Consider the following 15,187-nt stretch of genomic DNA (forward strand, 5'->3'; position numbering starts at 1 on the left):
CTTTGTTATTTCTCCTGCTCCGGTAACATTTCTTTTTGCTTATTTTGCCCTAAATGCCCTTAATTCCCTGATTCATATTTAACTGTAACTGTTTAAAATCTGTATCTGTTTCTTCAAAAGGTATTCTTTCTTCTGGATCTACAGGACAAAAATCTTCTTCCTTAACTGCAATATCCTGATAATAGAACTCACCATTGTACTGCTTCAGAAGGAAACCTTTATCCGTCATATTCCTGAAAAAGTTGGACTTACCATGCCCCTGTCTGCCATTCTCTTTGCAATATTCCTCATACATATGGAACACTTCACTTCGTTTCAGACGTTTTCCTTTGGTATGCACCAATGACTCATCAATAAAAGCACAGATACTGTCAGATGACCGCTGTACCTCTCTTACACATTCTTTGCTGTGTTCGCTCTCCGTGAACTTTCCCTGTTCGTACAGATTTTTCAATGCAATCATCGCCATATGAATTGAATAATCGGATTCTGCCTGTACCTTTTCCTTTAAGTGCAGATCTTTTTCACCACTTTTTACTACCCGGTTCATATCAAGAATCAGTAGTCTACGATAAAAAGCATCTGATTTATCCTCAAGATTCTGCGGCATTTCATTGGTAGAAAAAAGCAGCTTCGCATAAGAGTGAAAATGGATTGCATCCTGTCCCTTTTTCTCATAGATCAGTGTATCTTCACCGACTGCTTTCTTTAATACATCTGTGTTCTCCATTGCTTTGCAGGGAATATCTGCACAAGCATTTAACAGCTTTCCGTACATTCCAGTCGCATAGAATCGTTTATTTAAATCCTGTAAAGAAATACTGGACATATTAGTGATTCCAACTACATGCTGGATCAGCGATACTGCCACAGACTTTCCGGTTCCACCATTTCCTTTCAGTGTAAGGAATTTCTGAAACTGCGTATCCTGTGTCATGCAGTATCCAAAATACTCCCAGAATGTCTGCTGTTCTTCTTTGTTAGGAAGAGACGATGCAAGATACTTTTTGATATTTTCTCCACCCTGCAACACCTGCTCCTTGTCCTCCGGATAATAGGGAAATGGTATCTGATTGATTGTCAGATAATCTGGATTGTGTTCCAGCATTTCACCCGTAACCGGATCATAATATCCATTTTTGAAGTTGATCCACCGCACAGGCTGTTTATTTAGTTCATATGCCTCTCGGTGAACTTTTGGCTGTGTGATCAGCAGATTATAGATTCTTTTGATCACTCCACTCTGTACCTGATCTCGATAGATCAGCTTCTGGATACGGTATTTCATTCTTACCCCATCATGGTCTTCCATGAAAACGCCATGCTCATAATAATACGGTGTGATTCCTACCACAAAAAACTGAACATTCTCCACCAGATAATCTACAATCTCCATATCCCGGACACCTTTCACATTTCCTTTTGCATCAAATAAGTGAAAACGACTCAGTTCCGGTTCTTCTCTCGGATCTCGTTCAAAACGCAGAATATACTGTTCCAGTAATTTCTCAACTTCTTTCTGATTATCCAGTTTGCCAAGATACTCTTTCTCTTTGAACAACTGCCAGCCTGCTTTTCCGTCGAGACCAGCGTCTTTGAAAAATGTCTGTAACTTATCATTCATCCACTTCACCGTACAGGCAGTCACATAATGATAGGCACTCTGACAGCTTCCTGTAAACTGAATAGCTCTCATTTCTTCTATAAAGGAATCTGCACTGAAATAATATCCGTCATCTTCCTGCACCAGACAAAGTGCCTGATAACCTGACATCACAATATTCAGTGCGATATCCTGATTGTCCACCAGAAAGATATAGGTCTGTGCTGTCCCTTCTGGATTGGTATCCATATAATGCTTCAAAAACTTCTTGTTCAAACTTATCACTTCCTTTCAGGCAAAGAAAAAGACGCAAGCCATATTTTATGACTCACGCCTTACTTCACTCACAATATTCTATTTTTATCAGTTACTGCCAGATTAGTTACTGGCAATCCTTATACATAAATCAATTCCTTGAGAATAATCTCCTCCGCAATCGCTCTGTGCTGATTGGCAGCTCTTACCCATGCCATCTGGTCTTTCTCCTTATCCGGCAGCGGTTCTTTTTCTTCCAACTGTTTCAAAATTACCTCCTCCCGTTCCCTAGCTGCCTTGTCCACTTCCAGAAGATGCTCTCCAATGGTATCCTGTAAAAGCATCACCTGATACGTTGAATTTCGATGGTTTTTCAGATAATCTCTGCGTAAGAATCCATATTTGCCAAGTTGCTCCATCTGCTCACCGGATTTATAGGTGAGATTCGGGATCAGGTATTCATTTACATTTGTATAAGTCAGTTTCATATTACTGTGACCTCTCTTTCGTTTAAACTTTTATCTGTAACAAAACCAGATGTTCATGTTACGTCATTGCTACAAATCTTTCTTTCCATATCATTTTGAATCCAACCCGGGCAGATTTTCTTCAAAATCATGGTGAAAGTGCTTCGTTTCTGTGTCGGAAAAATGAACGGAAACACTTGATTTTACTGACTTTCTTCAATGTAACCTTATTATAACGTCCTCCCCCCACCCGATTAAGTCATTTGGCAACTTTTCCGATCCTTGCAAGGCTTTTGCACCACGACGGAGATAGGCTTTTAGTTTTTCGCCATAGAGGTAGGGATCTTTTCGGCGGGTGATTCCCCATTCCATAAGGAGGGCGGCTGCACCGGTAACGAAAGGCGTGGAAAAGGAAGTGCCAGTGAAGGATGCATAGCCTCCACCAGAGCGGGGAGCATAGATATCAACACCGGGAGCGACAAGGTCGGGTTTTGGATAGGGGAGGGCACGACAGCCGCGGCCAGAGAAATCAGCATAGGTGTTTTGACGGGCGTCGTAGGCGCCGACGCTGATCACGCGTCTGGCAGTGGCAGGGATTGTAAGGGTTCCCTGAGGACGTGGAAGATAGAAGGCTGTGCCTGGGTTTAGCGTTTTGCCACCTGGAAGCCACAGGAAATATTCCCCGTTTTTTATATTTCTTGCTGCTAAGATTATTTTCCACACACCGCTGTCTACATAGGGGGTTTTCTCATCCTGCGGCAGAAAATCCACATAAATCTCCTGCGTCACATGATACGGTGCCGGTTTTCCATAATAAATCAGAAGTTCCGTATTTCCCGCCTGCCAACGCTGGGCGCCCAGTGTTTCAAAAAGGGGGCCAACACGCTCCCCGGCTGGATGTTCCAGATAGATTTCCATCTCATCTTCGTAATTTTTCCAAAGCTGCACATTCAAGGTTGGCTCAAAGGCACCAACCCCAAGTTCAATTTCCTGGATTTCACCTGGCGAAAGCTTTCCTCCGGTATGCAGAGCATCATTTCCATTGTTGCCCATTCCTACACAGATCACATTTTTCCCCATGCCGGACACATTGTCCAGGTAAGTTTCCAGCAGAGAATCGCCTCTGTGTGAGCCATAATTATTTCCAAAGCTTAAATTGAGCGCGATTGGTCTTCCAAGCCGTATAGCCTGCCGAACCAGATAATCTACACCTTGCATCAGCTCTGTAGTTCTTGGAAAAGAGTCCTGTCTTGGAATACCCATTTTCACAACCAGAAGGTCACTTTCATATGCCACACCCCGGTTCACTGCCCCACGGGAAAAATCGCTGCCAGCTGCCACTCCAAGCACAGCGGTTCCATGACCGCTTCCATCTTCAGACGGAACAAGGCGCCGCCCCTCCTGCACAGAGAGGGACAACGCCTCATTGATTTCCTCATTGGTATATTCAGTTCCTGTTGCATAGCCCTCCGGGGGATTACCGGGAATGCTCTGATCCCACAAACGCAGAATCCTGGACTTTCCATCTGCTGTAAGAAATGCAGGATGCCTGTAATCCACCCCGGAATCCACAATTCCGATCAACACGCCGCGCCCTGTCAGCTGCAGATTCCCCGGTTCATCGCGCTGTACCTGGGTAATACAGCTTGCCTCTTTTGAAAAAAGATCTTCAAAATACAGACGGGTGGGCTTTTCTATAAATTCTATCTGGGGACGTCGGGAATATTCTTCCAGCATACTTTCAGGAAGCGTCACAATGGCATACCCGCCAAGGAGAGGAACCACGGAAATTCCGGATCCACCAAGCAACGCCTCAACAGAATCACCCATTTCACTATACTTCACAATAATTTCCCACTTTCGTGTCTGCTTCTCATACCCCACATTCAGATTTCGGGATTTCTCTCTTTCCTCTTCTGTGGCATCCAGCGCAAGGTTCAAAAGATTATCCAGCTTCTGATCTGGCATATTTCCTCCATTTTGCAGCATATGCATACTCAGAATATACTTATCTTTAATTTACGCCAACCCGTTTTAAATAATACCTCAGCCTTCCTATTATATTTCAGAGCGTGTTTGAAAATCATTCCCACCATCTGTACTCCCTGCTTTATGGAAATTTTTTGCAGAAAGCCTTTTTCAAACACGTTCTAAACCCTCTGTAGATTTTCAAATACCAGTTATTTTTCCTCTACTTTCACCTTTTTCAGCAGAAAAATCATCACCAGCAGCACCACTGGGAAAATCAGTCCTACGCCCATACCCACGCGGATATTATCTCCTGCATTCTGTGTGACACGCCCCACGATTCCAGGGCCTATGCTGCCTCCAAGGTCTCCTGCCATGGCAAGAAGGGCAAACATGGCGGTTCCGCCGGCTGGAAATTTCTTAGAGGAAATACTGATGGTACCAGGCCACATGATTCCAACAGAAAATCCACAGACAATACAGCCGATCAGTCCTGCTGCCGGATTGGAGGACAGAGATGCAAGAAGATAGCAGAATACGCATAAAATTCCGGAGCCTGCCATAAATTTCATCAAGTCCATTTTATCTCCGTATTTTCCAAAGATCATACGGCTGATTCCCATCGTAATGGCAAACATGCAGGGACCGGCCAGGTCTCCGATGGTCTTTGACAGTCCCAGTGCCGCCTCTGCATAGGCAGATGCCCACTGGGACATGGACAGCTCTGATGCCCCTGAACACACCATCAGACACACGGCAATCCAGAACACAGGCTTACGAAACAGTTCCCTGATCTTCATGCCTTCCCCTTCATCCACCAGATGTTCGATGGGACAGGTGGCAAAGTTGTAAACATTAACGGCCGGAACGATTGCCCACAAAACTGCCAGCCACTTCCAGCTGTCCATTCCAAAAACTGCGAAAAACAGGGTGGAAACTGCAATGGTTCCCACAGAGCCCCAGCAGTAGAAGGAATGAAGAAGACTCATGGTCGCTTCTTTATTTTTGAAAGGACATGCTTCCATAATAGGACTGCACAGCACTTCAATCAGTCCGCTTCCAACAGCATAAACAATAACACTGATGATAATTCCCATAAAAGGATCTGGCAAAAGCTCCGGAAGAAATGCCAGCCCCACCAGTCCTAAAGCGGAACTGATCTCAGAGGTTACAATGCACACGCGATATCCGATTTTGTCCACAAATCGGGCACAAAACAAGTCAACCAGCAGCTGGGTAAAGAAAAAGCAGGTGGAGATCAGTGCAATATTTCCAAGGGAAATATGATAATCTGTGTGAAATTTCAGAAACAGCAAAGGTGCAAAATTTGCTGCTATAGCCTGGGTGATAAAGCCCATATAACAGGCTCGTTTGGTTTTCTGGTAATTTGGCATGATTGGTTCTCCTTTTTTTCTTCTTTAAAGAAGATTTTTGTCTTATTGGATTATATTATATTTAAATGTGTTTTTCATTGGATTATTTCTGATTTTTATTGTATAATATCGTAAAAACATTAATTTTCTATTTTTTCGGGGCACTTCCCAGAGCGGTTCGAAAAAGGTTTTCTGCAAAATATACCGCAAAGTGGGACGAGCAGATTGCGGGAATGATTTTCAAACAGGCTCCAGGTCTCGATTTGAGGATAAACAAGATATGAAAGAAACCAACGTATATACCAAAATTATTACCGACGAAAATTTAATGGAGACCATTCCCCACGGAAGCCAGGACTATCCCTTTCGCTACTATTATGAGCATTTAGCCCAATTTGATTTTAACTGCATAGACTGGCACTGGCATACGGAGCTGGAATTTGTGTATATTCAATCTGGAACCGTAACTGCATGGATTGGGGAAAAACAGCTGGAGCTGCCAGCTGACAGCGGCATTTTTATTAATTCCAAATTCCTTCACCGTTTTTCCTCTCCTGTGGATGCTGTCATCCCAAACTTTCTCTGCATGCCCTCTTTCCTTGCAGCTACAGACAGCTATATTTACCAGAATTATGTGAAGCCTATCATTTCTTCGAATATTCCTTTTTGGATTTTTCGCAGGGAGATTTCCTGGCAGACCAAAGTTCTTGATCTTATGAAGCAGATTATTTCTGCGCAGACTTCCGGTTCTTCCTGCCATCTTCTGACCTTTGCCCTTATGCAGCAGCTCTGGCTGGAAATATACAAGCATACAGACCTTTCCACTACACCGGAAATCACAGGACAGTTCTCAGTAAACCGCGCAAGACTCCAGCTGATGATGCAGTTTATTCACGAAAATTACAGAAGAAATCTTTCCCTGGATGAGATTGCTGCACAGTCTATGATCAGCAAAAGCTCTGCCTTAAATCTTTTTCGGAGCTATCTTCACATCACGCCGGTTAACTATCTAATAAACTATCGGCTGAAACAGGCTGCCCTTCTGCTCTCCCATACAGAGAAAAAAGTCAGCACCATTTCAGCCGAAACCGGTTTTCACAATGTAGATTATTTTTGCAGAGCCTTCAAAAAGCACTACCAGGTGACACCTGGGGAATATCGAAAAGAAAAGTGGGATAAATAGCTGTTATTTGTTATTTTTACATTTCGCATTCAGTGCATTCACAACAGCGTCATAAAGCGGTTTCGCCTGCGGTGCAGCCCCAAGCAGCTCTGCCACTTCATAAACACCATATGCGGTTGCATACAGGCGGACTTTCTTTACCTTTTTATCAAGTACAAATGTCTTTCCAAATACCGGGAACGTGTGATCAAGGTAACAGAATCCTTATTCTCCCAGAGACACAGTCTGGCTCATGAGTGGTCACCTCCATCTGGTAATTTATTTAAACTCAGTTTAGCATGTTGCCATATGTAAAACAAGTTAGATCGTCACATAAAGATAATTGAACACCAGCTTTCTCTGATACTCATAATACTTCGCCTTTTTCTTGATCATTTCCATTACAGCACGGTCAACCTCGTCACCGCGAAGGTCGAAGGGATTGTAGGAATTGACATTATCCCGGATCCGCAGGATGCATTCACCGTTGTTGTCCATTACTTTTACGGATACATAATATTTCTTATCTGTTTCGCCGATACCAAATTTCATAATATTCAGAAGCAGCTCCTCCACGATCAGATGGATAAAGAAGGACTGTTTAAAATCAAGTTCCCATTCATCGCACAACCCTTCCAGATTCTGGGACATTTTTTCCATACTGCCTTCCTCGATGGGATAATATTCCTCAAAAACCCGGTTGGTAAAACTGTATTTTTCTTTTATGTAATCTTTTATTTTTCCAAATATCTGTATTGCAAAAACCAGCAGCAGGCAAACTCCCTCACTTATTACATACACAAGCGCAAGCCCTACGATTCCCTTTTTCTCAATCAGTAAAAATCCGGCCACCAGCATGAGAATGAAGTTACGTAAAACAGATAACCCGGAAGCATATCTTGTCTTTCCTATTGTTTGCCAGAAGGACGTGGTTACCACATTCACTCCTGCCAGAGCCACGCTTAATGCATAAATACGAAATGCGGTCGCTGCTGTTTCCAGTGCCGGACCATCATTCAGACCGAAGAATATCAGTATGTTTTTTGCCCCGGCTGCAAAAAACAATGCCATAATCATTCCTGCTGCTGCAACAATCCGCAGTCCATCGTGATACACCGCCATCATTCCTTTCCAGTCCTTCTCTCCGCCTAAAATGGAGATAACCGTAGAAGCAGCAGCTCCGGCACCGTCAAACATAGCCCCCGGAATGGTACTCATGGTATAAATAACACCAAATACAGCCACAGAAAAAGTGCCATTTTCTGAGTTTCCCTTTAACAGCATAGTATTAAACACCAGCATAACCACCGCCTGAAAAATAAATGCAGAGCCTACGCCAAATCCATTTTCCACATATTCTTTGATCTCATTTCCTGTAGGAATGTGAAAATGAAAGCTTAAAAGCGCCTGCTTGTTCCAAAAATGAGTAAGCAGAATCAGAGTTCCTACTGTTTCCGCAATACATAAAGACGCCGAAGCCCCAACAAGTCCCCAGTTCAGCACTTTCATAAATAACAGATCCAGGCTTAAATTGGTGACAATAACGCCAGCAGAAGAAATGGCAGCCAGCTTTGGTGCTCCGTCTGTCCGCACTGCTATGGAAAGAATATTATATACCACATAAATTGGGGCAAAAGCAAACACTACCGTCAGATACTGCAGGGCCTGTGGCAAAAGCTCCGGTGTGGCACCAAGCAGACTGCATAATGCGCTGCGAAATATGAGAGATACTGCTGCAAAAAGCACACCTGTTATCAAGCCTGCACTTAACACGGAGCCAAAAATCCGATTTGCACCTTTTAGATCTGCTTCACCGAGTTTTTTCCCAATTAAGACGCCTGCACCGCCTCCTAAGGTGATCCCCATAAGTAAATAAAGCAGAAATACCGGTGTTGCAATGTTCGCCACAGCCAGGCCGGTACTGCCTATAAAATTTCCTACCAGAGTAGCATCCACAAGGGTGGATACGGTAACCCCAAGAGAAGAACATACTCCCCAGAATAAAAAGGTTCTGTATGCACTTTTTGCATAGTTTGTTTCCATATAATTTTCCTCCTGCCCATCACTTCCCAATAATAAAATTATATCGTTCATTTCTGTTTAAAACAATACTATTTTTATATGAAAGTCAGCTGTTCCGCGCCTATGGCACTCCCACAGCTGCCGACCGCATTCGTAATCCGGGCTATCGCCCTACTTACTCATACGGTCTAGCCCGTCCGATACCCAAGAATTCGCTGATGCAAGCATGGCTCATTCTTGGTTGCCGTCCAGGACTTTCATAGCAAGTAAAAAAACGAGCCATCCTCCACAAACGCAGATTCCTGCATTCATGGTTCGGACGGCCCGTGTAATTTTACCGAATAAAGTAAGTCCCCTGCTGGGGTTGCGAATATCCGCTTGACTTTTTAGATTTCAGCTAATTTCAGCAGATCCGGAATCTTGGACTCCCAGCCAAGTGCCATGATATGAACACCCTGGCAGTATGGCTTGCACTCTTTGATAATACGTGCAGCGATCTCAACACCGGTAATTCCAGCTTTTGTCTTTTCTTTGTCAGCCTTCAGTTCCTCAATCATCTCATCCGGAACATGAATGCCGGCAACATTGTTATTCATGAATTTCGCCATTCCAGCGGACTTCGGAATAATAATTCCAACCTGTACAGGTTTTCCGAACTGTTTTGCTTTTTCCATAAATTTGATAAATTTCTCCGGCTCAAATACAGCCTGTGTCTGGAAATAATCAGCACCAGCAGCAACCTTTCTCTCCATCTTTGCAAGCTGTGCATCGACAGAATCACTGCATGGAGAAACAACAGCACCCTTGGAGAATTTCGGAGGCTCTCCAACAAGCTGGTTTCCACCAAGATCTACGCCAGACTCCAGAAGCTTCACTGTGTGAAGAAGAGATACGGAATCAAGGTCGAATACCGGTTTTGCCTGAGGATGATCGCCCATTTTAGTATGATCACCGGTAAGACAGAGAATATTGTCAATACCAAACATAGCTGCGCTGAGAAGATCAGACTCCAGAGCGATACGGTTTCTGTCACGGCATGCAAGCTGGAAAATGGGATTCATGCCTGCATCTTTAAGAACCTTACACATTGCAAGAGATCCAAGACGCATAACAGAAGACTGGTTATCTGTTACGTTAACTGCATGAACACCTGTAAGGTATGTTTTGGCTTCTTCTACCAGCTCATCTACATGGATTCCTTTCGGCGGTCCTACTTCTGCTGAAACTGCAAATTCACCACGATCGAATAATTCTTTCATTTTCATATTATATTTGCTCCAATCATTAAAAATTTAGGATTAACCTTTTATTTCACTTCATCATCTGTAGCAAAATTGTGGATCTGTGTCGGGCATTTCAGCACATCAAGGCGTCCAATCTCTTTCAGGCGTCTGTAAATACGCTCCCATCCACACTCCATCTCACTGTCCACTTCGCATTTTCCATTCTTGGAACCGCCGCACTGGCCATTCACAAGGCTCTTGGAACATGCTGTGATCGGGCAGATTCCACCTGTCAGATTCAGATAACACTCACCGCACTGATCGCATTTATATTCTAATGGTGTCACTCCCTGGAAACCAGGTACCGGATATGTATCACAGGCAGCACAGACCATCTTATCTTCCAGATATTCAGAAATTGTCTGCACACCAACACCACAGGAAAATACAAGAACCATATCTGCTTCCTGAATTTTGCTCATATGTTTCTGAAGACGCAGCTCCATATTTTCCGGATTACAAATATAATCAGTAGTCATAATTCCTGTCACATTTCCTTCAGCGGAAAGCTCCTTCTGAAGTTCAACAGCTTCTTTTTCCGGAAAATGAACCTCTTTACATCCATGACAGTTAATAATGAAAACTTTTTTTCCGGCTGTCAGTGATGTGATTGCTTCTTTTGCTTTTAACTGGGTAATCAACATATCACTTCATCCCCCTTACTGCATTTTTTCCGGCTTTAATACTGTCGATGATCGGAATCTTGGAAGAACAGATATACTGACAGCATCTGCACTCAACACAATCCATAACATTCATGTCCTTCATGCCCTGCCAGTTCTCGTCTTTGGCATATTTTACAAAGTACAGCGGAGACAGCTCCATCGGACAGACATCTACACAGCGTCCGCATTTGATACATGGCTGCTCTTTGGTCTCATCTGTATCAATTGCAATGATACCGTTGGATCCCTTCATCATAGGTACATCCAGTGTATTCAGAGGGAATCCCATCATAGGTCCGCCCATCTTAACCAGAACATCCTCATCTGTAAATCCACCACAGTAGTCAATCAGCTCTCTTACGCTTGTACCAATTTTGATGATAAAGTTTCCAGGATTCTTGATCTTCTCACCTGTAACAGTTGCAACACGCTCAATCAGAGGCATTCCTGTCTGGATTGCGTCTGAAATTGCCTTTACTGTACTGATATTATCTACTACAACACCAACATCTGCCGGAAGACCGCCGCTTGGAACAATTCTGCCCATAACACGCTTGATCAGAGTTTTCTCAGCGCCCTGTGGGTATTTGGTTCTGGCAACAAATACTTCCATATCTCCGATATTGGCAACTTTTTCCTGCATTAATTCAATGGCATCCTGCTTGTTATCCTCAATAACAATGATACCCTTCTGGGCACCGGTTGTCTTAAGAACTGCTCGCAGACCAAAAATAATATCATCTGCATACTCAAGAAGTACTCTGTGATCGGCTGTCAAAAGCGGTTCACATTCGCATCCATTGAGAAGGATGGTATCAACTGGTTTCGCCGGTTTCAGCTTGACACAGGTCGGGAAACCTGCACCACCCATACCAACGATTCCTGCTTCACGAATGATATCAATGATTTCATCCGGAGTAAGCTTGTCAAGGTCTCCATGTGGCTGTACGGATTCGTGCAGAGTATTTTTTCCATCCGATTCAATAACAACAGCCATCACTTCACTGCCTCTTGTGCCGTGCATACGAGGTTCAACAGCAACTACTGTTCCGCTTACGCTGGAATGTACAGGAGCGCTGATGAATCCGGCAGCTTCGCCGATCTTCTGACCGACTTTTACTGTATCACCAACCTGAACGATGGGATTCGCCGGAGCACCCAGATGCTGAGACATGGAAATTACAACCGTCTTCGGATCCGGGAACTTCTTAAGAGCAATGTGCTCACTGAATTCCTTGCGCTCTGACGGATGAACACCACCATAATAACCATCCAGTCTGTTTTCTCTGATTGATTTCACATAATCATTGATCACCTTGAAATTAACCTTGGAGAAATCACGAACCTGTACGGGCTGATTAAGGAATTCTTCCAGACGTCCCTGTTTCGCCAGTCTCTGGTAAATTTTCTCCCATGCGCAGTCCTTATTGGGATCTACTTCGCACTTTCCATTCTTTGCTCCTCCACACTGACCATTCACAAGACTCTTGGAACAGTCAACGATGGGACAGACACCACCGGTAATATTCAGATAACACTGTGCACATGCATCACAGCTCTTCTTGGTAAGTGCCATGCCATGATGCCCTCTGTAGTTAAGGGTATTGCTTGCAGCAACAACCGGCTTACCTGCCAGATCCGCAACAGTCTGAATACCAAGACCACAGGAAATTACTACCACATTCTCTGTTCCTTCCGGAAGCAGATCCTGCAATTTTCTTTCTGTGTGCATTTTATTGCATAAGAAATCAACTTTCGCACTACCTGTGACAGTCTTTCCCTGCTCCTTTGCAAACTTCAGGAATTCATCGCAATCCGGTTCCTCAACCGTCTCAAATTCCTTAAAGCACTTATTACAGGCAATCACAAACAGGTTGTCCTTGCCGTTCAGCACTGATGCAAGCTCATCACTGCTTTTCAGCTTGTACTTAGTATAATTTTCCAATTGCTCACCTTCCTTATAATAGAAATTATATTCTTATACTATCTGTTCTTATCCGTTCCCTCCACAAAAAACTTATAAAAGCAGATAAATAAGTTACTGTTTTTTTCCTATATAATATAACATAAACTGACTATTTTATCCAGACTTTGTAACTATTCTTAACCATACTGTTTTTATTTTTTACAAAATCATTCCTGGATGTGTTATAATTGGGATATCTGTTGAATAACCGTTAATAAAGATACTTATGAGGTGTAATATTTATGAGATACAAAGATGAATTCCATATCGCATCCACAGCGGTTCTGCTTAGTATGGCTATGTTTGGAATTTCCGTAGTGGTTCCCAAGGAGAGCCGTGTTCCCACAGCCAAGACCACTTTGACAGAAGCACCGGAAACTGCAGCTGAACAGGCTGAACAGGCTGAATTTCCGATTTACAGCCAGGACAGCAACTATGACAGTTCTTACGATAGCAGCCAGAACGATACTTCTTATGACAGCAGCCAGGTAGACGGCAGCTATGATAATTCAGATACGGATTCCTCTGACAGTGGTCAGATTACTTATCCTACAGAAGATTCCGAAGACAGTTCAGGAAGCGACACTACCGATAATACCGATATTCCTGATTATACAGAGGATCCTTCAGAGGACTACGGAACAGAAGACAGCGGAGACCTTGATTATACAGAGGATGGCTCTGGTACCGGTTCCGATAATAGAGACAGCTCATCCGATACTTCCGGTCAGGATATTGAATACTATGAATAACAAAATCCCCGAAAATTTCGGGGATTTTGTTTTACCTGATCTTATTCAAAAATCCAAATGGTTCCTTATCTTCCAGAAAATGCATCAGCATATATGCCGTCATGATTGCTACATTCTCTTCCTTCAGAATCCGCTTCACTTCCTCGCGGTCCGCCAGAATCACTTCAATCTCTTCCGTATCTTCCTGTGCCTTGGAACTGATTTCGCCGCTGGCATATCCATATACAGTCGCACAAGACTCGTCTGTCATTCCTACAGTAGTGAAATAGGGCTTCTGGTAAGCTTCTGCTACCGGAATAGGATCAAGCTTCAGTCCGGTTTCCTCGTACATTTCACGAATTGCGCCTTCATGGTAATTCTCATCTGGCTCTACCAGACCAGCTGGAAATTCATAAATATAATCACCTAATGTATAACGATACTGGCGAATCAACACCACTTTGTCATGTTTTTCGCCATAAATGCTATAAATGATCACACCGTCCGGATTGTTCTTATGTGTCACCATTTTCAGGCTGTCTACATCTTTTGCACGGGAAGACACAAAATAGTTTACCGGGGTATTGTGCACACTGGTGGCTTTTACATTATAAAGGTTTACATAACGATTATCTGTCTGTTTGGTAATGCTGTTGATTTTTCCCATAGGAACCTCTTTTCGTCAGTTCTTGCTGTTCTGGTCAGAGGTCTCGCTAGAGCGTGTTTGAAAAAGGCTTTCTGCAAGATGTGCGTCACAATTTGTGGGAGATTTTGTCCGGATAAGGGCGCCGTAGCGGGCTACGGCAACCGAATTCGGGCAAAATACACCGCAAAGTGGGGCGTGCAGATTGCGGGAATGATTTTTCAAACAGGCTCTAGATCTCACCAAGGAACAGAGAATCAGTCACCGCGAAGAATCACACGGATTCTTTTATAAATAAAGAACACGATCACTGAGGTTAATGTGTATTTGAATAAATTGAATGGTACAAGAATCATAATTGCAAAAGTAAGAAGGTTGGTTACACCGCTGTGTACTGCTGCACCCATTTCAATAAATGCCTGTACCGGCATTCCAAATGCCTTGCCGTATGCCGGAAGAAGTACAAATGCGTTTACAAAGCATGCAAGCACTGTGGTAAGAATTACACCTGCTGCCATACCTGCCACTGCGTGTGTTCTTGTCTTCTTATGCTGATAACGATAAATCAGTCCGGCTGGAACTACGTAAGAACAGCCAAAGAGGAAGTTTGCCACATCACCAACGCCTGCTGTCATAGTTCCCTTGGTTACCAGATGTACCAGAATCTTCACCAGTTCGATCAGTATACCTGCTACAGGTCCCATTGCAAAAGAACCGATCAGTGCTGGAATCTCAGAGAAATCCAACTGATAAAAGGACGGTGCCAGAAATGGCAGCGGTACCTCAAAATTCATCAACACACCTGCCACAGCACCTAACATTGCTACCTGGGCAATGGTTCTGGTGCGGCTTCGCTCCATTACGTTTCCATTTTTGATTACTTGTTCGCTCATACTCATTGCTCCTTAAATTATAATATTTAAAGAAAATTTCTGCAAGTATGGGATTAAAATGTTACCAGTAAACAGTAACGTTAAAATCACCACATAAAAAGCCCCGGAATCTCTTCCGGGGCAATGAGCACGTACAAAAAAATCAACCGATCTAAA

Annotated in this window: 13 protein-coding genes and 1 pseudogene; 3 read left to right on the plus strand and 11 right to left on the minus strand. The window is 43.5% G+C overall.

The annotated features are described in order from the left end of the window. Window positions 1–49: 49 nt before the first annotated feature. From I4V84_RS14640 to I4V84_RS14655, 4 genes are all read right to left on the minus strand, one after another. Window positions 50–1,879, minus strand: a complete 1,830-nt coding sequence (locus I4V84_RS14640; RefSeq protein ID WP_243284123.1) for a DNA primase family protein — start codon at window positions 1,877–1,879, stop codon at window positions 50–52. Between the two features lie 119 nt (window positions 1,880–1,998). Further along, a complete protein-coding gene (locus I4V84_RS14645) occupies window positions 1,999–2,346 on the minus strand; it encodes a TnpV protein (protein WP_118392771.1) in 348 nt (115 codons plus the stop codon). Between the two features lie 195 nt (window positions 2,347–2,541). Further along, on the minus strand, window positions 2,542–4,293 hold the full coding sequence (locus I4V84_RS14650; protein WP_195992710.1) for a S8 family peptidase: 1,752 nt from the start codon (window positions 4,291–4,293) through the stop codon (window positions 2,542–2,544). Window positions 4,294–4,505: 212 nt separating this feature from the next. After that, the gene (locus tag I4V84_RS14655) at window positions 4,506–5,687 is read right to left on the minus strand and encodes an MFS transporter (protein ID WP_118580427.1); all 1,182 of its coding nucleotides are present in this window, start codon (window positions 5,685–5,687) and stop codon (window positions 4,506–4,508) included. A gap of 259 nt (window positions 5,688–5,946) precedes the next feature. Between I4V84_RS14655 and I4V84_RS14660 the strand changes: the two genes are divergently transcribed. After that, on the plus strand, window positions 5,947–6,849 hold the full coding sequence (locus tag I4V84_RS14660; protein ID WP_195992712.1) for a helix-turn-helix domain-containing protein: 903 nt from the start codon (window positions 5,947–5,949) through the stop codon (window positions 6,847–6,849). 300 nt (window positions 6,850–7,149) lie between these two features. On the opposite strand, the gene I4V84_RS14665 is transcribed toward I4V84_RS14660, so the two are convergent. From I4V84_RS14665 to rsxC, 4 genes are all read right to left on the minus strand, one after another. After that, window positions 7,150–8,871 (minus strand): MATE family efflux transporter, encoded by a 1,722-nt coding sequence (locus I4V84_RS14665; protein WP_195992715.1) that lies wholly within the window; start codon window positions 8,869–8,871, stop codon window positions 7,150–7,152. Between the two features lie 365 nt (window positions 8,872–9,236). Beyond that, window positions 9,237–10,115, minus strand: coding sequence for a methylenetetrahydrofolate reductase (locus I4V84_RS14670; protein ID WP_118071790.1), 879 nt, complete (start codon window positions 10,113–10,115; stop codon window positions 9,237–9,239). A gap of 41 nt (window positions 10,116–10,156) precedes the next feature. Continuing rightward, entirely contained in the window at window positions 10,157–10,777 is a 621-nt protein-coding gene (locus tag I4V84_RS14675) for a methylenetetrahydrofolate reductase C-terminal domain-containing protein (RefSeq protein ID WP_195992717.1), read from the minus strand. A 1-nt stretch (window position 10,778) separates the two neighbouring features. Next, window positions 10,779–12,743, minus strand: coding sequence for an electron transport complex subunit RsxC (rsxC, locus tag I4V84_RS14680; RefSeq protein ID WP_195992719.1), 1,965 nt, complete (start codon window positions 12,741–12,743; stop codon window positions 10,779–10,781). A gap of 263 nt (window positions 12,744–13,006) precedes the next feature. Here rsxC and I4V84_RS14685 point away from each other — a divergent pair, with 263 nt between their 5' ends. Continuing rightward, window positions 13,007–13,516 (plus strand): hypothetical protein, encoded by a 510-nt coding sequence (locus I4V84_RS14685; protein ID WP_148461039.1) that lies wholly within the window; start codon window positions 13,007–13,009, stop codon window positions 13,514–13,516. A gap of 31 nt (window positions 13,517–13,547) precedes the next feature. On the opposite strand, the gene I4V84_RS14690 is transcribed toward I4V84_RS14685, so the two are convergent. Both I4V84_RS14690 and I4V84_RS20800 read right to left on the minus strand, forming a co-directional pair. After that, window positions 13,548–14,162 (minus strand): NUDIX hydrolase, encoded by a 615-nt coding sequence (locus tag I4V84_RS14690; protein ID WP_118580392.1) that lies wholly within the window; start codon window positions 14,160–14,162, stop codon window positions 13,548–13,550. 15 nt (window positions 14,163–14,177) lie between these two features. Then, window positions 14,178–14,342, minus strand: coding sequence for a DUF6783 domain-containing protein (locus tag I4V84_RS20800; RefSeq protein ID WP_306797058.1), 165 nt, complete (start codon window positions 14,340–14,342; stop codon window positions 14,178–14,180). Between I4V84_RS20800 and I4V84_RS20805 the strand changes: the two are divergent. Beyond that, window positions 14,280–14,432: pseudogene (locus I4V84_RS20805) on the plus strand (DUF6783 domain-containing protein); the annotation flags it as partial. The gene I4V84_RS20800 and the pseudogene I4V84_RS20805 overlap by 63 nt on opposite strands. Here I4V84_RS20805 and I4V84_RS14695 read toward each other — a convergent pair. Then, complete coding sequence (locus I4V84_RS14695) at window positions 14,396–15,031, minus strand: ECF transporter S component (protein ID WP_118580386.1); 636 nt, start codon at window positions 15,029–15,031, stop codon at window positions 14,396–14,398. The pseudogene I4V84_RS20805 and the gene I4V84_RS14695 sit on opposite strands and share 37 nt — an antisense overlap. Window positions 15,032–15,187 lie beyond the last annotated feature (156 nt).

The organism is Ruminococcus sp. 1001713B170207_170306_F1 (assembly GCF_015668065.1).
Classification (GTDB): domain Bacteria; phylum Bacillota; class Clostridia; order Lachnospirales; family Lachnospiraceae; genus Blautia_A; species Blautia_A faecis.

Bases quoted from the DNA above. Each gene is read 5' to 3' on its own strand.
- I4V84_RS14645 (WP_118392771.1), bottom strand. From the start codon at position 2,346: ATGAAACTGACTTATACAAATGTAAATGAATACCTGATCCCGAATCTC.
- I4V84_RS14650 (WP_195992710.1), bottom strand. From the start codon at position 4,293: ATGCCAGATCAGAAGCTGGATAATCTTTTGAACCTTGCGCTGGATGCC.
- I4V84_RS14655 (WP_118580427.1), bottom strand. From the start codon at position 5,687: ATGCCAAATTACCAGAAAACCAAACGAGCCTGTTATATGGGCTTTATC.
- I4V84_RS14660 (WP_195992712.1), top strand. From the start codon at position 5,947: ATGAAAGAAACCAACGTATATACCAAAATTATTACCGACGAAAATTTA.
- I4V84_RS14665 (WP_195992715.1), bottom strand. From the start codon at position 8,871: ATGGAAACAAACTATGCAAAAAGTGCATACAGAACCTTTTTATTCTGG.
- I4V84_RS14670 (WP_118071790.1), bottom strand. From the start codon at position 10,115: ATGAAAATGAAAGAATTATTCGATCGTGGTGAATTTGCAGTTTCAGCA.
- I4V84_RS14675 (WP_195992717.1), bottom strand. From the start codon at position 10,777: ATGTTGATTACCCAGTTAAAAGCAAAAGAAGCAATCACATCACTGACA.
- I4V84_RS14685 (WP_148461039.1), top strand. From the start codon at position 13,007: ATGAGATACAAAGATGAATTCCATATCGCATCCACAGCGGTTCTGCTT.
- I4V84_RS14690 (WP_118580392.1), bottom strand. From the start codon at position 14,162: ATGGGAAAAATCAACAGCATTACCAAACAGACAGATAATCGTTATGTA.
- I4V84_RS14695 (WP_118580386.1), bottom strand. From the start codon at position 15,031: ATGAGCGAACAAGTAATCAAAAATGGAAACGTAATGGAGCGAAGCCGC.